A 21,155-nucleotide genomic window follows, 5' to 3' on the forward strand; every position below is an offset into this window, starting at 1 on the left:
CCCTTTTTTATTTGGCGTAGTTATTTATAGAGAGTCGTGGAACTCAACTAAAATTTGTTCACACCAATCTTCAATTCGTTGATCGCTTAGCTCATATTGAGAATCTTCATCTAACGCTAGACCAACGAAGTGAGAGTTGTCTTCTGTGAGAGCTTTTGATGCTTCAAATTCATAGCCTTCATTTGGCCAGTAACCAATAAACTGTGCGCCGCTACTTTTGAGTTCATCATGAAGTAGACCCATCGCATCAAGGTACCATTCACCATACCCTTCTTGATCGCCCAAACCAAAGAGAGCGACGCATTTATCTTTCAGTGGAACGCCACCAACCTCTTGCCAGATCGCGCTCCAATCTTCTTGAATTTCGCCAAAATCCCAAGTCGAGATGCCTAAGATTAAGAGATCATAATTGCTCATTTGGGAAATATCACAATCTTTGACATTAAAAATATCGACGAGATCTTCCCCGATAATTGCCCGAATTTTTTCGGCAGCCATTTCGGTGTAGCAAGTGGTTGAGCCGTAGAACAGTCCAATTTTCATAGCGCATCGTTGGTTTTGAGAAGTGATGGCGAATTCTACCCATATTTTGCGGATGATTGCAGTGAATATCCGCTCTAGTTCTCTTTTTTATAGTAATTACCGAAGCTCTGCCTTAATCTGAGGCGATAATGACAAAGGATTTACGGTAGTAAAAAATCTAGATGACTTCGAATAATAACAATGAAGATAAGCTTCAAAATCAGAGTGGTGATTTAGGGATAGTTGAACAGTTCTTAGATACCATGTGGATGGAGCGAGGTTTATCTGAAAACACCCTTTCTTCATATCGCACCGATTTATCGAAGTTAATTAAGTGGATGAGTGAGCACAACTATCGTTTAGGTTTCATCAGTCTATCGGGTTTACAAGAGTATCAAGCTTGGTTGGTTGATCAAGATTACAAACAGACATCACGAGCTAGAATGCAGTCGGCGATTCGGCGTCTTTTTCAGTACTTACATAGAGAAAAGCATCGAGCGGATGATCCAAGTGCACTGCTTGTTAGCCCTAAATTGCCTCAGCGTTTACCGAAAGATTTAAGCGAAGAGCAAGTTGATGATTTGCTGAATGCGCCCGATCCTAACGATCCGATTGAACTTCGAGACAAAGCGATGCTCGAACTCTTGTACGCGACAGGTTTACGTGTGACTGAACTTGTTAGCCTGACCATGGAAAACATCAGTTTGCGCCAAGGCGTAGTAAGAGTGATAGGTAAAGGGGGCAAAGAACGTTTGGTTCCTATGGGGGAAAATGCCGTTGATTGGATTGAAACCTTCATCGAGCAGGGGCGTCCATTGCTATTAGGAGAAAAAACGTCAGACGTGGTTTTCCCTAGCCGACGAGCAAGGCAAATGACGCGACAAACATTTTGGCATCGAATAAAGCATTATGCACTGATTGCTGAAATTGATACTGAGTTGTTATCTCCTCACGTATTGCGCCATGCATTCGCTACACATTTACTAAACTATGGTGCAGATCTAAGAGTGGTTCAGATGTTACTAGGACATAGTGACTTATCGACCACGCAAATTTATACTCATGTCGCGACAGAAAGACTAAAACAGATTCATCACGAGCACCATCCAAGGGCTTAACTCGACTATTTTTTAAGGTGATTTTCATGAGCGTATTACGCCGACTAACTCTTTTAACACTGCCATTTTTTGTTGCAGCTTGTAATGGTGCAGATGGCACAACGGCTGAAGCTTCGACGGCGAAAGTTGATTCTCAACAAGTGACAATGACAGCGTTTGATAAAGCCGAACTGACCGCGAGATTTTCTAAAATAGGTGTTCAGGTTTTGAATGTTGCACCTGCGGATATTAATGGTTTAGTGGAAGTTCAAACGAGCGGTGGTGTTATCTTTGCTTCTCCAAATGGAGACCATTTTTTAGCGGGTACTCTATACTCACTGGATGAAGAGGGTAACTATGTGGATGTGGTTGCTGAGCGACAAGCTCCACTCAATGCTGAAAAAATTGCGTCCTTTAAAGACAGTTCAATTGAATACAAATCTAAAAATGAAAAATATGTAGTAACGGTCTTTACCGATATTACTTGTGGGTACTGTGTGAAATTACACAGTCAAATGGACGGCTATAATAAGCTAGGCATTACGGTGCGCTACATGGCGTACCCTCGTCAAGGCCCAACAGGTCAAGTAGCGACGCAAATGGCGGGCGTTTGGTGTGCTGCGGATCCACAATCTGCGATGCACGATGCAAAAGTAAACCGTAAGTTTGGCGCGGGCGTGAATGATTTAGCTCAATGCCAACAGACGATTTCAGCGCACTACAATTTAGGTCGTGAGTTGGGTATCAGTGGTACTCCCGCTATTTTCTTGCCAAATGGCGAATTGGTTGGCGGCTACCTTCCTCCTGCAAAATTATTACAACGCTTAGAACAGATTAAATAACACCGGCTTTAAACGCTTTCATAATGAGGCTTGGTGAATACCAGGCCTCGATTGTCTTAAAGGCAAATTTCTTATTTTAGATTTACTCGTCGAGAGAGAACCACATTCATGATTGAAATCCAACGTCGTCCAGATGCTGATGTCACTTTGCTTTCCGGATCTATGCCGGATCTGTTGAAGCGAATTTACATCAACCGTGGCATTACTCATTTAGATCAGCTTCAAACGGCGGCAAAAGGACTTCACTCTTTTCAGAAGTTAGGTGGCATTAATAAAGCAGTTGAGCTTTTGTTTGAGGCCATTAGCACTCAAAAACGCATTATTATTGTGGGTGATTTTGATGCCGATGGGGCAACCAGTTCTGCGCTGTCCGTTCTCGCTTTAAGAATGTTAGGCAGTAATAACGTCGACTATTTGGTTCCAAACCGTTTTGAAGATGGTTATGGATTAAGTCCTGAAGTGGTCGATCAAGCCATTGAGCTTGGTGCGCAAATGATCATGACGGTAGATAACGGTGTCTCTTCAATTGACGGGGTGCGTTATGCCAAAGAGCAGGGGTTAACGGTTCTGGTCACGGATCACCACTTACCTGGACATGAACTACCTGCGGTTGATGCAATGGTGAACCCAAATCTTGAGAGCTGTGAGTTTCCATCAAAAGCACTTGCCGGGGTAGGTGTCGCGTTTTATTTGATGATGGCTCTGTGTGTCCACATGCGAAAACTAGGTTGGTTTACACAACAAGGCATGTCAGAACCAAAACTAATGGAGTTGATTGACTTGGTGGCGCTAGGGACTGTTGCCGATGTGGTTCCATTGGATGAGAATAATCGAATTTTAGTTCATCAAGGCTTGCAACGCATTCGTGCAGGTAAAGCTCGCCCTGGTATTCAAGCATTAATTGAAATCGCTAAGCGTGACGCAAAAAGATTAGTTGCCTCTGATTTCGGCTTCGCATTAGGGCCAAGAATTAACGCCGCAGGCCGATTAGATGACATGTCTTTTGGGGTTGAGCTCTTAATGAGTAATAACATCCATGCCGCTCGTCGAATGGCCAGTGAGTTAGATGGTCTTAACCAGACGCGCAAAGAGATCGAAGAGGGCATGAAGCAAGAAGCAATGGCTTTTTGTGAGCGACTTCAGTTTGGTGAAGGGGTTGAACTACCTTATGGTCTTGCTCTATTTCAACGTGATTGGCATCAAGGTGTTATCGGTATTTTAGCGTCACGAGTGAAAGACAAATTTCATCGTCCTGTTATCGCTTTTGCTGACGGCGGAGAAGGGATGATTAAAGGTTCATGCCGTTCGATTCAAGGTCTTCATATGCGCGATGCTCTTGATCGAATCGATACGCAAAATCCCGGCTTGATTTTAAAATTTGGTGGTCATGCGATGGCGGCTGGCTTAACCATTATGGAGAAAGACTTTGAGCGATTTAGCCAATTGTTTGATGACTCAGTTCGTCAAGAGTTAGGTGAGTCGACCTTAAAAGGGGTGATCTTATCCGATGGTGAATTAAAGCCAGAAGAGTTTTCTATGCATACTGCTCAAACCATTCGTTCTGGTGGCCCTTGGGGGCAAGCGTTCCCTGACCCAATTTTTGATGGCGAGTTTAAAGTGTTGCACCAAAAGCTGGTGGGGGAAAAGCATTTGAAATTGATGTTAGAGCCGTTATACAAAGGGCTGCCAACTAACGTCATGATTGACGGTATCGCTTTTAATGTCGATTTACGCCGTTGGCCTGATGCATCCGCAAAAACGATTCGACTTGCATATAAACTTGATATTAACGAGTTCCGCGGTAATCAATCTCTTCAATTGTTAGTGGATCACCTCGAAGCGAAATAGGAAGAGTAAAAAGTGGATTTATGCATAATTTTTCACTTTTTATTTCAAGCCCTTTAGCACAAAAAATTCTGTATCTTCGTCACATTTTTGAGTAGAATTCCTCGGTTAATTTCTACTCATAAATGATGAGAAAACATGTTTGAAATCAATCCAATTAAAAACCGTCTACAGGATGTGTCTGAACGCACAAATATCCTGAGGGGGTACCTTTGACTATGACGCTAGAAAAGAGCGTCTAGAAGAGGTAAATGCAGAACTAGAACAGCCCGATGTATGGAACGAACCTGAGCGCGCACAAGCGTTAGGTAAAGAACGTGCAGCACTTGAAGCGGTTGTTGAAACTATCGATCAATTAGATTTAGGCGTTGAAGACGTTGAAGGTCTACTTGAACTTGCTGTTGAAGAAGAAGATCAAGAAACGTTTGATGAAATTGAGCCAGAGCTTGCTGAACTAGAAGCGAAACTGGAAAAACTCGAATTTCGCCGTATGTTCTCTGGAGATCATGACGCTTCTGATTGCTATATCGACTTACAATCTGGCTCTGGTGGTACAGAAGCGCAAGATTGGACTTCAATATTGCTGCGCATGTATTTGCGTTGGGCAGAGTCGAAAGGGTTCAAAGTTGAAGTGATCGAAGTCTCTGACGGTGAAGTCGCAGGGCTAAAAGGTGCAACAGTACGTATCTCTGGTGAGTACGCTTACGGTTGGTTACGCACTGAAACGGGTGTACACCGTTTGGTTCGTAAGTCACCATTTGATTCAAGTGGCCGTCGCCATACTTCATTTGCATCTGCATTTATCTATCCTGAGATTGATGACAACATCGCAATTGATATTAATCCATCTGACTTACGTATCGATGTATATCGTGCGTCAGGCGCTGGTGGTCAGCACGTCAATACGACGGAATCTGCGGTACGTATTACCCACCTTCCGACTAACCTGGTTGTTCAGTGCCAAAACGATCGTTCTCAGCATAAGAACAAAGATCAAGCAATGAAACAGCTTCGTGCGAAACTATTTGAATACGAGCTACAAAAACAGAATGCGGAAAAACAAGCCAACGAAGATGCAAAATCTGACATTGGTTGGGGCAGCCAAATTCGTTCTTATGTACTCGACGATTCACGCATTAAAGATTTACGTACCGGCGTAGAAAACCGCAATACTCAAGCGGTTCTCGACGGAGATTTAGACAAATTTATCGAAGCCAGCCTGAAATCAGGCCTGTAAGCGAACCGACTGAAAGCAAAAGGTTAAGCAATGACTGAGCAACTACAAGACGAAAACAAATTGATTGCAGAGCGCCGTGGCAAACTGGATCATATCCGCCAAAACTGTAAAGCGAATGGCCACCCAAATGATTTCCGCCGCGAGAACCTTGCAGGTGATCTTCAAGCTGAATTCGGTGAAAAGACAAAAGAAGAGCTAGAAGAGCTGAACCACATTGTGGCAATTGCTGGTCGTGTAATGGCTAAGCGTGGTCCATTCCTAGCGATTCAAGAAACATCTGGCCGTATCCAAGCATACGCAGCAAAAGATGTTCAAAAAGTACTGAAAGAGAAGTACCAAGGCCTAGACATCGGTGACATCATCGGTGTTAAAGGTGCGCTTCATAAGTCAGGTAAAGGCGATCTTTACGTGAACATGGAAGAGTTTGAATTGCTAACCAAAGCACTTCGTCCTCTGCCAGAGAAGTTCCACGGTCTTACTGACCAAGAGATGCGTTACCGTCAGCGTTACGTTGATCTGATCGTGAACGAAGATTCTCGTAACACATTCATCGTGCGTTCTAAGCTTGTGTCTTCAATCCGTAACTTCATGAGCTCAAAAGGCTACCTAGAAGTTGAAACGCCAATGATGCACGTGATCCCAGGCGGTGCAACTGCACGTCCATTCATCACTCATCACAACGCACTAGACATCGACATGTACCTACGTGTTGCACCTGAGCTTTACCTTAAGCGTCTAGTGGTTGGTGGTTTTGACCGTGTATTCGAGATCAACCGTAACTTCCGTAACGAAGGTCTTTCTCCACGTCACAACCCAGAATTCACAATGATGGAATTCTACCAAGCGTACTCTGACTACAAAGATCTAATGGATCTAACTGAAGAGATGCTAAGCACAGCAGCGATGGACGTTCTTGGTTCGACTTCTATGCCTTACGGCGACGAAACGGTTGAGTTCGGTGGCACTTACGCTCGCATGAGCATGTTCGATGCAATCAAACACTACACACCTGAAAATGCAAACATTCAAGCTCTGACTGAAGATGATCTTCAGAACAGAGAATTGATGGTTAAAATTGCAGAAGAAGTGGGTCTGTACGTTGAGAAATTCTGGACATGTGGTCAGCTTCTTGAAGAGATCTTTGGTGAAACGGCTGAGCCTCAGCTAATTCAACCAACGTTCATCACTGGCTACCCAGCGGATATTTCTCCATTGGCTCGTCGTAGCGATAGCAACCCATTCTTCACAGACCGCTTTGAATTCTTCATCGGTGGCCGTGAAGTTGCGAATGGTTTCTCTGAGCTTAACGATGCACAAGACCAAGACGAGCGTTTTAAAGCGCAAGTTAACGCTAAAGATGCAGGTGATGACGAAGCGATGTACTACGATGCAGACTACATTACTGCACTAGAGCACGGTCTACCGCCAACTGCTGGTCAAGGTATTGGTATCGATCGCCTAGCAATGCTATTTACAAACACGCACACAATCCGTGACGTGATCTTGTTCCCGGCAATGCGTCCACAAGCGTAATACTCGCTTATGGGATGTGACAGCCCATCTAATTAAAAAAAGCCACCTTCGGGTGGTTTTTTTATACCTATTTACAAATGTTTAGTACATTTCAACCGCTCCAATTTACAGCAATAACTCACACATTATGTGAACTTGGCTGTAAACATGCAGGTGAGTACATTCTGTTATGCATTCTTCTGTGAATCCAGCCTAATGATTAGGTAGAGAATCCACTATTTCCAAACTAGTCTTAGTATTGAGACATCAAATCTAAGAAGATAGTCTCAATATATATACATCATATAGATGGCATATTTATTATAAATAATATTATAAATAATAAGGAAGAAACTAATGGGAACTCAATTCCGAATGGATTCTGTCCCTGGTTCTCTCGTCGTAGTTGGTGGGACATACGAACCTTGGTTAACCGTATTAGAACAGGTTGGTTGGCGTTGCACTCAGTGCGCAGATTTACGTAAAGCCGATGCTTTGTTTAGTGAGACTGGCCCATGTATTGGCATTGTCGATCTTAGTCACGATGAATTTAGTTTAAATGGGATGGCTAATTTAGTTAGCACTCATAAACAGGTTCGATGGATTGCATTTATCCGAGAGTCACAACTTAGCTCAGATACTATTTGTCAGTTTATCGTTAACTTTTGTATCGACTTTTTTACGGCCCCAATTCCTGATGCTCAATTGCTGAATACCATTGGTCACCAGTTGGGAATGTTAAAGTTAGAGAAAAAAGTGTGGCCAAACTATGGCTCAAAAAATGACATGGGACTGATAGGAGAATCGATCCCAATGAAGCGCCTACGCGATCAAGTGAAGCGTATCGGCCCGACCGACGTCAGTATTTTGATCTATGGCGAAAACGGTACGGGAAAAGAGACGGTAGCGAGAGCGATTCACAACACCTCATCCCGAGCAAAGAAACCATTTCTTACCATTAACTGCCGAGCACTTTCTGAAGGGCGAATGGAGAGTGAACTGTTTGGTATTGATCAAAACGATAGTGATAAGCTCTCTTTATTAGAGCAAGCGGATGGCGGCACCGTTCTTTTGAATGACATTCTTCATATGCCAAAATGCCAACAGCTAAATTTGCTGCATTTTCTTAAAGAGGGAACGATTGAGACGAAAGGTGGCTTAAAAGAAGTCGATGTGCGAATTTTATCGGCCAACTCTTCAGATGTAGAAAAAGCACTGATGGAAGGGGATTTTAGTGAAGAGCTGTATCATTACATTAATGTGTTGAGGATTAATGTCCCAAGCCTTAAAGAACGAACCGGTGATATTACTATTTTGGCTAAACACTTTTTACAGGAGTACTCGAAAGAGTTTAATGCTCAAGTTAGAAGTTTTTCTGAAGAAGCGCTTAAAGAGCTGACTCGATACCATTGGTCGGGAAATGTTCGTGAGCTAATGAACCAGATCAAGCGTGTGGTGCTGATGTCGGATACCGTTATGCTTGACGAAACTCAACTTGAACTCTCAAAGCGAAATGATAGTAAGCGGAGTTTGAAAAGTATTCGTGAGCGTTCAGAACGCGATGCGCTGCGTCTTGTTTTAGAGTCTCATTCTGGGCATGTTTCCCATGCGGCCAAAGAGCTAGGGGTGTCACGAGCGACGATGTATCGCCTATTGAACAAGCATAATTTAATCACAGAAAGTGAAGGCATCGTCTAAATAACTGAATATTTTAGCTTAAGTTTCAATTTATAAAGCCGCCCAGCAAGAGGTGGCTTTTTTATATCTGGTCATTTTTAGTGTGATTTTATTATTCTTTAGGTGAATATGTTATTCCAAATGCTTAGCTTGATGATTATCTAGTTGATTGAATTGTTTTATATTATTTAATCGCAATAGGGTTGAAGAATACTCAAGATTGCTTACAATTTAACCGTGACTTGAATAGTCACGCACACTTTTGGATTAATTAGTTACTTGGAGGCGCATCATGAAATATTTCGATTTTGTTCAGTTATTCTGTGCGTCTTTTGATCATAACCCCACTACTTTGAATATGGCTCACGCCAGCACTTCAGGTAAGTGTGACGATCAAACCATAATCATTGATAACTAATTAATCCGTATCCTTAAAGGCTGCGGAAAAATGGCAGCTTAAATAGGATACAAACTTATCTACCCTTCCTATACAGCCAATTTTTACGCCATTTTTCCCAGTGTATTCAATCTACTGGAGAATTATTATGCGTCATTCACTATATCTACAACTTGCAACTGTACTTGTTCGTGCTGATCTTCGTCGTGAAGAGAGAGTTTGGAGAGCTAAAGTTCGTCGTTCCGTTCACGCTATTCCTTGGGACAATGCGTTTTTATTGCGTGATGTTGGTTTGGATATTGATGGTCGTCCACTGGGGTTATCTGAACCTGAAGCCGTGACTGCTGAGCGTCGAGTTCGTCACCTACGACGAGTCTTAAGTTCTAGAATTACAACGTAATCGATAGGGGCTAAGCAATGAGTTTCGTTTAGCCCCGAAACCTTCCTACGGACAAGGGTTGGAGTAAGTGGTTCCAACCTCTTGTAGCTCTTGAAGCAACTCCGTACTTAACGTTACATCTAAACTGTCTATATTACTTTTTAGCTGCTCTAAATTCGTCGCACCAATGATATTCGAAGCGACAAAAGGGCGTTGATTGACAAAGGCCAATGCCATTTTCGCCGGATCTAATCCATGCTTATTGGCGATATCAACATAGGCTTGAGTCGCCTTTATTCCCTGTGGGGTAAAGTAGCGAACAAAGCGTTCAAATAGGCTACAACGAGCATCAACTGGACGAGCGCCGTTCAGATATTTTCCACTTAAACAGCCGAATGCCAGTGGAGAGTAGGCAAGTAGCTTGACCTCTTCGTGATGACTGATTTCAGAAAGGCCAACTTCAAAGCTTCGATTTAAAAGATTGTACGGATTCTGGATTGAGACAATTCTTGGTAGATTATGCTTTTCTGCCAATTTAAGTAAAGACATGACACCCCATGGTGTTTCATTGGAAACGCCGATGTACCGAACCTTGCCAGCTTGCACAAGGTCGTTGAGTGCTTCGAGTGTTTCGATCAGCGTGACTTCTTCTTGCTGGTCAGAATATTGGTAATTTAGCTGACCGAAGCAGTTGGTTTCTCTTTGAGGCCAATGTAATTGGTAGAGGTCAACATAATCTGTTTGAAGTCGTTTCAAACTGTCATCAATCGCCGTGTGAATATGACGACGGTTTAAGCTCATATTGTCGCGAATGTAGGGCACATTACGCGGTCCTGCTACTTTCGTTGCTAATACGATTTTTTCTCGTTTACCACTGCTTTTCAACCAGTTGCCAATGTAAGTTTCAGTTAAGCCTTGAGTCTCTTTCTTTGGAGGAACAGGGTACATTTCCGCAGTATCAATAAAATTAACACCACGCTCTAATGCATAATCAATTTGGTCGAATGCTTGCTGTTGAGAATTTTGCTCACCAAATGTCATTGTGCCCAAGCAAATTTTACTAATTTCTAAACTAGAGTGGGGCAGTTGAGTATATTGCATATGACGTCCTTGCCAGTTGGTTTGTCGAACATTGGTGCTGAAGTGGAGCGAGTACAGACACTAAAATATTCGTTTTAATGAGAATGATGAAATCTCAATATACTGCATTGGAATTGAATATTGGTGATTGAATTGAGAACTTTAGCATTCTTGTGAGCTTCAACTAGACTTTAATATCTAAGTGGAGGTGAGTTATGCAGGAACATCAATTGGATTTATGGATACATGGACGTCATAAAGATACATATAAGCCACCAAAGGTTTATGTCATTGGTTGTGCGGACATTTCACAGTACTTATTGGCAGTTGAGTACAAACACAAACTTGAGCCAATCAAGAAAGATAATGAGCTAATGCACTTTAAATCTCTTGAATTAGTAAAAGAGGAGTTGACTCGTTTGGGGGTAGAAAAAGCCTACTTACGCTTACATAATGCTTATGATGAATGTGGCTGCGATGATGGCGCACTCTACTGCGATATAGAACTGTCTTTAAATACGCACTAATGGATCTAATTAATAAAGTATTGTTCCAGTATTTGGGAAGTAAACTCTTTACGAAGATAAAATCCTCTCGGTAATGTCTTTATCAATTTACCACTGGCTCCATAAGCTTCGGTGAGCGCTTTGCTGTTTGCAGCTTTGGGCCTCAGTTGCAATACTTCGCCATGCCTAGCGGTGATTTGCTCTACATTTCCTAATACAATCAGCTCCATTAACTCTTCCCAGTCTGTTTTTAGTTGGCGCTCTTCTTCTTGAGAAGGTGACCAGATCAAAGGTGAGCCGACATGCCTTTGGTTTAGTGGGATTTCTCGTTCACCTTCCACCGGGATCCAAAGCACGCGAGAAAGCTTATTTCGAACATGACTGTTTTCCCAACGAAGCCCATGAACACCAATAAGGGGCGCGACGCAAACAAAGGTCGTTTCTAAAGGTTTTCCGGAGTAGCTTATTGGGATGCTTTTTAGTTCAATTCCAAGATCAACGAAATCTTGCTGGGGTTTACTGCCCGCTAACGCTCCTAAATGCCACTCTAGCAACTGCCCAACCCAACCTTTGTCACGCTTCAGATCGGGTGGAACGGCCATCTCTGCTTCATCAGCAAGTTCTTGAAAGCTAATCCCAGCAATGGCTTGCGCTCGTTGAAGAAGCTCAGATTCAGATTGTGGTTCAGGTTTCATATTATCGGTATCAAGTAAAAAAATAATTATATCAAATTCATTACCTGAGAGAGAAGCAATCTTGAGCGCGGTATAAATGATCATGCTGGGTAAAATACGATCAATTCATAGGTTATCCACAGGACGATATTAAAAAGTTATTTTGGGCTTTTTTCTGGATCAATAAACAGGGGTTGTAAGGCATAATTTTACTTGATAAAAAACACCGTAACTGGTTTATCGCTTTTACTGTGTGGATAAAGTTCAACTTGGTTGATCTTTAATCAATTTTAAAAATGAAAAGATCAATGCATTATCTTTTGAATGTTACCTTACTTGGAAGGCTACAAGTTATTGTTAATTAATAACTAAATTTAAATTTACTTAAAACCTATTATTTTACAATGCTCAAACAGTAAACGTGTTTTTCAGTTTGAATCTAATTCTGCACATACTTATTCACAGAAAAGGTGAATAAATGTGGGCTATGTCTCACTCCTGTGTTGATAACTTAAATTTGTTTAAAAGTTATCCAATTTTCAATGGATAGCAATAAATATCGGTTTAATCACATCAGTAAGTTTGCTCCTATTGGGGATATGTGGAAAAATCAGAGTAATTAGAAATTTAACTAGAGGTTGGCCAGTGATAGATGGCGATGGTTACCGCTTAAATGTCGGGATTGTAATATGTAACAACCATGGTCAGGTCTTCTGGGCTAAACGATACGGACAACACTCGTGGCAATTCCCTCAAGGTGGAATTGACGATGGAGAAACTCCGGAACAAGCAATGTACCGTGAGTTATACGAAGAGGTTGGTCTTACTCAAAAGGATGTAAAAATTGTAGCAACAAGCCGTCATTGGTTACGTTATAAACTACCAAAACGTCTTGTCCGCTGGGATTCTAAACCTGTCTGTATTGGACAAAAACAGAAATGGTTTCTTCTACGATTAGATTGTGATGAATCACATATTGATATGAATCGTGGAAGCACCCCTGAATTTGATGGTTGGCGCTGGGTCAGTTATTGGTATCCAGTTAGGCAAGTTGTCTCTTTTAAGCGTGATGTTTACCGTCGTGCAATGAAAGAGTTTGCGTCTTTAGCTATGCCTTTTAAAGAGCGAAAGATTAAGGCAAAGCGAAAACAGCGTAGAGGATAAACATGCTCACTCAGCTAAGGGACATAGTTGAACACGTATCGAGAGTCGAAGATGTCTATGTGGCATTGGAGCTTTTGGTAAAAGAGACATGCAGTGCTATGCAGTCTGAGTGTTGTACCGTTTATCTTGCAAATGATGAAATGCAGCGTCTTGAGTTGATGGCAACTCAAGGGCTGACTTTTAAAGGCAATAAAATTCATATCGGTTACGATGAAGGGCTTGTTGGATTAGTTAAGCGATGTGCAGAGCCGCTTAACCTTACCGACGTGGCTTCCCATCCTAATTTCAAATTCTTCCCGGAACTTGGGGAAGATATTTATCACTCCTTTCTTGGTACACCCATCATATACCGTAAGCAAGTACTTGGGGTTTTGGTTGTACAACAAAAACAGCCGCGTCTTTTTAGTGAGATGGAAGAGTCTTTTTTAGTCACTCTTTCTGCTCAAGTAGCGGTGATCATTGCACATGCTCAAACTCAAGGCCACTGGCTGCTGAGTCATAAACAGCAAGCGACCCAAGGTATTGGCGCGTCATCAGGTGTCGCGATTGGCCGTTTTTGGTGGGATAACACTCAGCCTGAGCTGGCCGACGTTTACCCTGCCTCGACACTGGATATTGCGCGCGAACAAGAGTGGTTGCTACTCGCGATTGAGAGTGCATTAACGGATTTTCGTCGCCTGCGTAAAAAGTTAGACAGTGAAATAAACAAAGATGCGCTAGCCATTTTTGATCTTTTCACGCACTTACTGAACGATCCTATGCTGCGGACGGATCTTAAAGCTCAAATCCAGAAAGGTGACAGAGCGGATTGGGCATTGAGGCAGGTTGTGGAGACTTATTCCAACCGCTTTGCTCGTATGTCTGATGTCTATCTTCGGGAGCGTGCACAAGATGTTCGCGAACTAGGGCAGCGACTACTCTATTTCCTCCACAGTCGAGAGCAAGAACAGCAGAAGCTTGATGAGCCAGTCATATTGGTTGTCCGAGAGTTAACGGCATCCATTTTAGCGTCCATCCCCAAAGATAAATTACTCGCGGTTGTTTCTATTGAAGGGGCGGCGAATTCTCATGCGGCCATATTATCTAGAGCGCTTGGGATCCCTGCCGTTATGGGGGTTAATCTTAATCCTAAAGCGATTAATCATAAGCAGGGGATTGTTGATGGCTATAGTGGCGAGATTTTCATTGAGCCGAATAGGCAGCTATTAGCAGAATACCAAGAGTTAGTTCACGAAGAGAGTGAGCTTTCAACCATGGTTGAGGCGGAGCTTTTCCACGATGCTCACACCTCAGATGGTGAATCGGTAGAGATACTTCTCAATGCGGGTTTAAGTGCTGATAGTAACATCGCGATCAATAAAGGGGTCGATGGTGTTGGGCTTTATCGAACAGAAATTTCATTTTTACTTCAGCACCGATTCCCCTCAGAAGAAGAACAAATTCAGCAGTATCGCTCGGTTTTAAATGCCTACCCTGACAAGCGAGTTGTGATGCGTACACTGGATGTTGGCGGTGATAAAGCGCTTCCCTATTTACCGATCGAAGAGGACAACCCATTCTTAGGCTGGCGTGGAATTCGTTTTACCTTAGATCATCCTGATATTTTTGTTATTCAACTGCGAGCGATGTTACGCGCGAGCACTCAGCATCATAACCTGAGCATTTTATTGCCGATGATTTCGAGTACTCAAGAGCTGGATGATGCATTACAGTTGATTGAACAAGCATTTAATGAGGTCAACCTGCAAGATGCTTCTATCCGAAAACCCCTGATTGGGATCATGATTGAAGTCCCTTCAATGCTTTATTTGTTGCCTTTGATTGCTGATAAAGTGGATTTTGTGTCGGTGGGTACCAATGACTTAACACAATATTTATTGGCGGTTGATCGAAACAATTCACGGGTTTCTGATGTCTATGAATCCATGCATCCTGCTGTCATCATGGCTCTTAAGCATATTTATGATACCTGTGAGCGTCATTCGTTGCCTGTATGTATTTGTGGTGAGTTAGCGGGTGATCCTATGGGCTCATTGCTACTGCTTGGGCTTGGTTATCGAACCTTGAGTATGAATACCTCTAATGTGGCTCGAATTAAATATTTGTTGCGTCATTCTGATGCTCAAGAACTTAAGGTACTTGCTGACACAGCCTTGATGCAGCCGTATGGTGAATCGATTTATACTATGATGCTGGAATATTTTGAACGTAAAGGTTTTGCTGGCTTCATCCGAGCGGGTAAAAAATAGGAACCACTTTGAATTACGAATTATTAAGCTTGCTGCTTGCGCTAGGTGCAGTGGTAGGTGTGATGGCTGGCTTGCTTGGTATTGGGGGAGGCCTAATCGTCGTTCCCGCGCTGCTCTTTCTCTTACCTATGGCGAATATTCAGCCTGATATCATTATGCAAATTGCATTAGCTACGTCGTTGGCCAGTATCATTGTTACATCTGGATCCTCAGCGTTAAACCACCTTAGGATCGGCAATGTCGATATGTTTGTTGTTAAATGGTTGATGCCTGGCGTGATTGTTGGTGGGTTTGTCGGTTCGAATATTGCCGAATTGATCCCCGCCCAATATTTGCCAAAAGTCTTTGGGGTGATTGTGCTTCTGTTATCAATCCAAATGTTATTGTCGATTAAAACGACGATTCAACGAGCCATGCCGAGTTCAATCATCACTATGTGCTGTGGAGCAGGAATTGGTGTCGTGTCATCGTTGGCGGGAATTGGTGGTGGCTCGCTGTCTGTTCCGTTTCTAAATCGTCATGGCGTTGAGATGCGTAAAGCGGTAGGCTCCTCATCTGTGTGTGGTTGTGTGATTGCCATTTCTGGCATGCTTGGTTTTATCTTGCATGGTTCAGCAGTTGAAAGTTTACCCGCGTATAGCGTGGGTTATGTGTATCTTCCCGCATTAATCGCGATCACTTCTACCTCTATGTTAACCACTAGAGTCGGTGCAAATTTAGCCACTCGACTGCCAACTCCTGTGTTGAAAAAGATTTTTGCTGTATTTTTAATTTTTATCGCTGGCACAATGCTGCTGTAGACTCACTTTAAAAAGAGAACTTTCTTATGTCTCAGGGATTTATCGAATTCCCCAATATTGATCCTGTTTTACTTGAATTAGGACCAATCTCTATACGCTGGTATGGGCTTATGTATTTGGTCGGCTTCATGTTCGCTATGTGGCTTGCTAACCGCCGAGCGGATAAACAGGGAAGTGGTTGGACGCGCGAAGAAGTCTCTGACCTACTTTTTGCTGGCTTTCTTGGTGTCGTGATTGGCGGCCGAGTAGGCTATGTACTGTTCTATAACTTTGATCTGTTTTTGCAAGACCCTCTCTACCTATTTAAAGTATGGACGGGTGGCATGTCATTCCATGGCGGCCTGCTTGGTGTCATTACCGCGATGTTTTGGTATGCGCGTAGAAACCAACGTACCTTCTTTGCGGTTGCAGACTTTGTCGCACCATTAGTTCCATTTGGTTTAGGGATGGGCCGTTTGGGTAATTTCATGAACAGTGAATTATGGGGACGTGTGACTGATGTGCCATGGGCGATTATTTTCCCAAATGGCGGCCCTCTGCCTCGTCATCCTTCTCAACTGTATGAGTTTGCGCTAGAAGGGGTTGTTCTCTTCTTTATTCTCAATTGGTTCATTCGTAAACCGCGCCCTGCTGGATCGGTGGCTGGTTTATTCTTGATGGGTTACGGCACCTTCCGTTTCCTTGTAGAATACGTTCGCCAACCTGATGCTCATTTAGGATTATTTGGTGGCTTTATCTCAATGGGACAGATTCTTTCTCTTCCTATGGTATTGCTAGGGGCTCTGCTTATTGCTTGGGCCTATAAAATAAATAACAAAGTAACACGCTAACAGTTAGCAAAGGATAGACAGTGAAACAGTATTTAGATTTATGTCAGCGCATTGTTGACCAAGGTACTTGGATTGAAAATGAGCGAACGGGTAAGCGCTGTTTAACCGTGATCAATGCTGATTTGACCTATGACGTTGGGCATAATCAATTCCCACTTGTTACCACGCGTAAGAGCTTCTGGAAAGCCGCAGTCGCTGAGTTACTTGGTTACATTCGAGGCTACGATAACGCTGAAGATTTTCGTAAGCTGGGCACGAAAACGTGGGATGCAAACTCGAACTTAAATGAAGTATGGCTCAAGAGTCCTTTCCGTAAAGGGGAAGATGACATGGGACGCGTGTATGGCGTTCAAGGTCGTGCTTGGGCGAAACCTGATGGTGGCACGGTTGATCAGCTACGTAAGATTGTTGATGACCTAACCAAAGGGGTGGATGATCGCGGTGAGATCTTGAACTTCTACAACCCTGGTGAATTTCATATGGGTTGCTTGCGTCCGTGTATGTACAGCCATCACTTTTCTCTACTGGGTGATACTCTGTACTTAAATAGTACTCAACGCTCGTGTGATGTCCCTCTAGGGCTTAATTTTAATATGGTTCAAGTTTATGCATTTCTTGCCATCATGGCGCAGATAACCGGTAAGAAAGCGGGTGTGGCATATCATAAGATTGTCAATGCACATATTTATGAAGACCAACTTGCACCAATGCGTGATATTCAGCTGAAGCGTGAACCTTTATCGGTTCCTCGATTTAAAATTAACCCGAAGATCCAATCGTTAGAAGATCTAGAAACATGGGTGACTTTAGATGACTTTGAGGTTGAAGGTTATGAGTCTCATGAAGGTATCAAATACCCATTCTCGGTGTGATGTCACTGTAAACTCATATTGCCGTAAACGAATCTAATACTAAAAAGCCCCAATACCTTTCGGTGTTGGGGCTTTTTTATTATTCATAGTTAACGAAGCTCATAGCGAACTAAGCTGAGAAATTAAACCGTTAATGCGAGGATTGTACCTGGCATGATGATAAACACGCTGACTAAGTAAGCGGCCACAATACCTCTATTCTTAACTGCCATGTCTGAAATAAAGTCAGCACACTTAACAGGCAGTTCACGAAGGAACGGAATACCGAAGATAAATACCGTCGCCAGAATGTTAAAGGCTAAGTGAACCAAAGCAATCTGTAGTGCGAACACGGCAAACTCACCAGATACAGCCGTTGCAGCTAATAGGGCTGTAATACACGTACCAATGTTTGCTCCAAGGGTAAATGGGTACACATCGCGAACTTTAAGCACGCCAGTACCAACCAGTGGCACCATCAAGCTTGTCGTTGTTGAAGACGATTGTACGAGTACCGTAACGATAGATCCTGAGACAATGCCATGAATCGGTCCACGACCAATCGCGTTCTTTAGAATCTCACGAGCACGACCAACCATTAGGCTCTTCATCAACTTACCCATGACGGTGATAGCAACGAAGATGGTCGCAATACCGAGAACAATAAGCGCAATACCGCCAGCGACATCCCCAAAGGTTGATAGAGGCTCTTTAAGCGCGCTGACAACAGGTTTAGTGATTGGCTTTATAAAGTTTAAGCCTTTAATGCTCATATCACCGGTTGCTAGCATTGGTGAAACTAACCAGTGTGAAATCTTTTCTAGAATGCCAAACGCCATCTCTAACGGTAAGAAAATAGCGACTGCGAGTAAATTAAAGAAGTCATGGATAGTGGCACTAGCAAAAGCTCGTTTGAACTCTTGATTACATCGAACGTGGCCTAGGCTCACTAATGTATTGGTGACTGTTGTACCAATGTTTGCACCCATGATCATAGGAATGGCGGTTTCAACAGGCAAGCCACCAGCCACAAGGCCAACAATAATCGATGTGACGGTACTTGAAGATTGAATTAAAGCTGTCGCAACTAAGCCAATCATTAAACCGGCTACAGGGTGTGAAGCAAATTCAAATAGAACTTTTGCCTGTTCACCTGTTGCTAATTTGAAGCCGCTTCCAACCATAGAAACAGCAAGTAAAAGTAGGTATAGCATGAACGCCAAGTTAGCCCAGCGTAGCCAACGAGTCGTGCTTGAAATCGGCGCTGCAGCAGCAGTTGCTTGGTTAATCATAGTTATCTCCGTTTGACCATTTAAAGTAGGTTTGGTCGATTGTTGAATCTGTCCGCGATGTTAGAGGTTAAATATTTCAGTAATATGACACTTATGTGGCGAAGAAAGTTTTTTGTATGAATTCTCAGGAAATATTCATTTTTCTTGTAATTTTTGGCTTTAAGTTGCTGATATTAAGGGTTTTTAAAGCGTAAATTGTTTGAGGTGTCTAGATGTCTATCGAGTAATTAATTTCAATTTAATGGCATTCCTATTACTTTTTTATTTTAAATATGAACATCATTGTTCGGGAAAAGTATGGAATTAGTTTGAACTGGTCGTAATTTCCGATAGTTTGTTGTGTGATGTAACATTTGCTATAAAGGCATACTCAAATGACTAGCACGATGGCTAACAATGTCTCATTTAAACTATAACCACCTATATTATTTCTGGATGGTGTGTAAACAAGGCTCAGTAACGAAAGCGGCGGATGCACTGTTTTTGACGCCACAAACAGTGACCGGTCAAATTAAAGCTCTCGAAGAGCGTATGGATGGGAAACTGACTAAGCGTAATGGTCGTAGTATCGAACCGACAGAGCTTGGGCAACTGGTTTTTAAATACGCTGATCGTATGTTCGGCTTGAGCTATGAAATGCTTGATATTGTTAACTACAGTCAGCACTCCAACATATTATTTGAGGTAGGGGTGGCGGATGCGCTCTCCAAGCGAGTGGTAAGTAAAATCTTAATGACTACTGTTCCTGATGATGACAGCATTCACCTACGTTGCTTTGAGTCGACTCATGAAATGTTACTAGAACGTTTATCTCAGCATAAACTGGATATGATTTTATCTGACTGTCCGGTTGATTCAGGCAAGATCCCGGGTTTATTTAGTAAGAAGCTTGGTGAAACAAATATGAGCTTCTTCTGTACGGGTAATGTGGAAAATGTGAGTTTTCCAGCTGTTTTGGAAGAACGCAAATTGCTCATCCCTGGGAGCCGAACATCAATGGGGCGGAAAGTTCTACAGTGGTTTGATCGCCAAGGGCTTCAGCCTAATATTTTAGGTGAATTTGATGATGTTGCTTTAATGAAAGCTTTTTCACGCTACCACCAAGATGTGATTTTCTTAGCCCCAAGCTTGTATATGAACGAGATAGAAGATGAGCGTACATTGCAGTTATTAGGGCATATGGATGAGCTAAAAGAAGAATATTATGTCATTTTTGCTGAAAGGATGATCCAACATCCAGCCGTAAAAAATGTATGTGACGCCGATTTTAGTCAATTGTTTAAATGATCGCTTTTATTATCGCCAGTAAATGGATTATCATCGAATTATTATAAAAACATATAAAGTTACACTTATTTTATTTTACAGGGGTAGTACATGAACCTTGAAGAGATGGAAAAAAACTCTGCGAACGCGGTTGTTTTGCTGAAGGCCATGGCGAATGAAAGACGCTTGCAAATCTTATGTTTATTGCACAATCAAGAACTCTCTGTCGGTGAGTTGTGCTGTAATTTAGAATTGAGTCAATCTGCATTATCACAACACCTAGCGTGGTTGCGTAGAGATGGCTTGGTTGATACTCGTAAAGAAGCGCAGACGGTTTACTACAGCTTAAGTAGTAAAGAAGTGAAGGCGATGATTGAGTTGCTTCATGGACTTTACTGTCAGGACTAATTTTAGATAGTCGCCATAGAGCGTGATCAATGAGAGAAGGTTGGTATGAAAATATCAGCCTTTTTTATCGTTTAAATATTTAATGATGCAGTCTGAAGGTGAGGTTTTGTTTACGGCTATAAAATTTAGATATAAAAAAACCGGCAAAAGCCGGTTTTTTTCGTTCACTAGAATCAAATTTCTATTAAAGAGCTTTGATTGCAGCAGTGAAACGAGACTTATGACGTGCAGCTTTATTCTTATGAATAAGGCCTTTAGTCGCCATACGGTCTAGAAGCGGTGTAACTTCTACTAGTGCAGCAGTTGCAGCTTCTTTATCGCCAGCTTCAATAGCTGCGATTGTTTTTTTCATGTAAGTGCGCATCATAGAACGACGGCTAGCATTGTGCTGGCGACGTTTCTCAGCTTGGATAGCGCGCTTCTTAGCAGATTTACAGTTTGCCAAGGGTCTAACTCCCAAAAACTTTAGTTCGGTGACAATTTAAGGGCGAGGACTATCCCTCATAGGCGCTTAAATGTCAAATGAT

The 21,155-nt window shown here is 42.5% G+C and carries 20 protein-coding genes; 15 read left to right on the forward strand and 5 right to left on the reverse strand.

Annotated elements, in window-relative coordinates:
• Positions 1 to 24: 24 nt before the first annotated feature.
• Complete coding sequence (fldB, locus tag L4C39_RS13215; protein WP_261888526.1) at positions 25 to 543, reverse strand: flavodoxin FldB; 519 nt, start codon at positions 541 to 543, stop codon at positions 25 to 27.
• A gap of 161 nt (positions 544 to 704) precedes the next feature.
• Here fldB and xerD point away from each other — a divergent pair, with 161 nt between their 5' ends.
• The 7 genes from xerD to L4C39_RS13250 all read left to right on the forward strand — a co-directional run bounded on the left by xerD (position 705) and on the right by L4C39_RS13250 (position 9,529).
• A complete protein-coding gene (gene xerD, locus L4C39_RS13220; RefSeq protein ID WP_113799380.1) occupies positions 705 to 1,640 on the forward strand; it encodes a site-specific tyrosine recombinase XerD in 936 nt (311 codons plus the stop codon).
• Between the two features lie 26 nt (positions 1,641 to 1,666).
• The gene (locus L4C39_RS13225; RefSeq protein WP_261888525.1) at positions 1,667 to 2,461 is read left to right on the forward strand and encodes a thioredoxin fold domain-containing protein; all 795 of its coding nucleotides are present in this window, start codon (positions 1,667 to 1,669) and stop codon (positions 2,459 to 2,461) included.
• Positions 2,462 to 2,569: 108 nt separating this feature from the next.
• Positions 2,570 to 4,309: a single-stranded-DNA-specific exonuclease RecJ gene (gene recJ, locus L4C39_RS13230; RefSeq protein WP_429746319.1), complete on the forward strand. Its 1,740-nt coding sequence runs from the start codon at positions 2,570 to 2,572 to the stop codon at positions 4,307 to 4,309.
• 135 nt (positions 4,310 to 4,444) lie between these two features.
• Positions 4,445 to 5,543 (forward strand): peptide chain release factor 2 gene (gene prfB / locus L4C39_RS13235; protein WP_113799374.1). Its coding sequence is split into 2 segments (ribosomal slippage): positions 4,445 to 4,519 and positions 4,521 to 5,543, totalling 1,098 coding nucleotides; the frame shifts between segments, so codons are not numbered across the junction.
• Positions 5,544 to 5,573: 30 nt separating this feature from the next.
• A complete protein-coding gene (gene lysS / locus L4C39_RS13240) occupies positions 5,574 to 7,076 on the forward strand; it encodes a lysine--tRNA ligase (protein WP_017051027.1) in 1,503 nt (500 codons plus the stop codon).
• Between the two features lie 336 nt (positions 7,077 to 7,412).
• Complete coding sequence (gene vpsR / locus L4C39_RS13245) at positions 7,413 to 8,753, forward strand: cyclic-di-GMP-binding transcriptional regulator VpsR (RefSeq protein ID WP_429746321.1); 1,341 nt, start codon at positions 7,413 to 7,415, stop codon at positions 8,751 to 8,753.
• Between the two features lie 524 nt (positions 8,754 to 9,277).
• On the forward strand, positions 9,278 to 9,529 hold the full coding sequence (locus L4C39_RS13250; protein WP_017053685.1) for a hypothetical protein: 252 nt from the start codon (positions 9,278 to 9,280) through the stop codon (positions 9,527 to 9,529).
• A gap of 45 nt (positions 9,530 to 9,574) precedes the next feature.
• On the opposite strand, the gene L4C39_RS13255 is transcribed toward L4C39_RS13250, so the two are convergent.
• On the reverse strand, positions 9,575 to 10,609 hold the full coding sequence (locus L4C39_RS13255; protein ID WP_017053684.1) for an NADP(H)-dependent aldo-keto reductase: 1,035 nt from the start codon (positions 10,607 to 10,609) through the stop codon (positions 9,575 to 9,577).
• Positions 10,610 to 10,803: 194 nt separating this feature from the next.
• On the opposite strand from L4C39_RS13255, the gene L4C39_RS13260 reads away from it, so the two are divergent.
• Positions 10,804 to 11,115 (forward strand): DUF6482 family protein, encoded by a 312-nt coding sequence (locus tag L4C39_RS13260; RefSeq protein WP_017053683.1) that lies wholly within the window; start codon positions 10,804 to 10,806, stop codon positions 11,113 to 11,115.
• A gap of 5 nt (positions 11,116 to 11,120) precedes the next feature.
• On the opposite strand, the gene mutH is transcribed toward L4C39_RS13260, so the two are convergent.
• Positions 11,121 to 11,789, reverse strand: coding sequence for a DNA mismatch repair endonuclease MutH (gene mutH, locus L4C39_RS13265; RefSeq protein WP_429746324.1), 669 nt, complete (start codon positions 11,787 to 11,789; stop codon positions 11,121 to 11,123).
• 624 nt (positions 11,790 to 12,413) lie between these two features.
• Between mutH and rppH the strand changes: the two genes are divergently transcribed.
• Genes rppH through L4C39_RS13290 form a run of 5 tightly spaced genes read left to right on the forward strand, consistent with a single transcriptional unit; the run spans position 12,414 to position 17,683 of the window.
• Positions 12,414 to 12,932 (forward strand): RNA pyrophosphohydrolase, encoded by a 519-nt coding sequence (gene rppH, locus L4C39_RS13270; RefSeq protein ID WP_017053681.1) that lies wholly within the window; start codon positions 12,414 to 12,416, stop codon positions 12,930 to 12,932.
• Positions 12,933 to 12,934: 2 nt separating this feature from the next.
• On the forward strand, positions 12,935 to 15,181 hold the full coding sequence (gene ptsP, locus L4C39_RS13275) for a phosphoenolpyruvate--protein phosphotransferase (protein WP_113799366.1): 2,247 nt from the start codon (positions 12,935 to 12,937) through the stop codon (positions 15,179 to 15,181).
• Between the two features lie 8 nt (positions 15,182 to 15,189).
• Complete coding sequence (locus L4C39_RS13280; protein ID WP_429746326.1) at positions 15,190 to 15,981, forward strand: sulfite exporter TauE/SafE family protein; 792 nt, start codon at positions 15,190 to 15,192, stop codon at positions 15,979 to 15,981.
• Between the two features lie 26 nt (positions 15,982 to 16,007).
• Complete coding sequence (gene lgt, locus L4C39_RS13285) at positions 16,008 to 16,811, forward strand: prolipoprotein diacylglyceryl transferase (RefSeq protein WP_429746328.1); 804 nt, start codon at positions 16,008 to 16,010, stop codon at positions 16,809 to 16,811.
• A gap of 20 nt (positions 16,812 to 16,831) precedes the next feature.
• Positions 16,832 to 17,683: a thymidylate synthase gene (locus tag L4C39_RS13290; RefSeq protein ID WP_429746330.1), complete on the forward strand. Its 852-nt coding sequence runs from the start codon at positions 16,832 to 16,834 to the stop codon at positions 17,681 to 17,683.
• Positions 17,684 to 17,805: 122 nt separating this feature from the next.
• On the opposite strand, the gene L4C39_RS13295 is transcribed toward L4C39_RS13290, so the two are convergent.
• Positions 17,806 to 18,954 (reverse strand): Na/Pi symporter, encoded by a 1,149-nt coding sequence (locus L4C39_RS13295; protein WP_216599552.1) that lies wholly within the window; start codon positions 18,952 to 18,954, stop codon positions 17,806 to 17,808.
• 396 nt (positions 18,955 to 19,350) lie between these two features.
• Between L4C39_RS13295 and nhaR the strand changes: the two genes are divergently transcribed.
• Together nhaR and L4C39_RS13305 are read left to right on the forward strand one after the other, a co-directional pair.
• A complete protein-coding gene (gene nhaR / locus L4C39_RS13300; protein ID WP_113799362.1) occupies positions 19,351 to 20,241 on the forward strand; it encodes a transcriptional activator NhaR in 891 nt (296 codons plus the stop codon).
• 90 nt (positions 20,242 to 20,331) lie between these two features.
• Complete coding sequence (locus tag L4C39_RS13305) at positions 20,332 to 20,628, forward strand: ArsR/SmtB family transcription factor (protein ID WP_017053674.1); 297 nt, start codon at positions 20,332 to 20,334, stop codon at positions 20,626 to 20,628.
• A gap of 184 nt (positions 20,629 to 20,812) precedes the next feature.
• On the opposite strand, the gene rpsT is transcribed toward L4C39_RS13305, so the two are convergent.
• Positions 20,813 to 21,073, reverse strand: coding sequence for a 30S ribosomal protein S20 (gene rpsT / locus L4C39_RS13310; RefSeq protein ID WP_017053673.1), 261 nt, complete (start codon positions 21,071 to 21,073; stop codon positions 20,813 to 20,815).
• Positions 21,074 to 21,155: the final 82 nt, after the last annotated feature.

It is taken from the genome of Vibrio clamense (genome assembly GCF_050337905.1).
GTDB classification, from domain to species: Bacteria; Pseudomonadota; Gammaproteobacteria; order Enterobacterales; family Vibrionaceae; genus Vibrio; species Vibrio cortegadensis.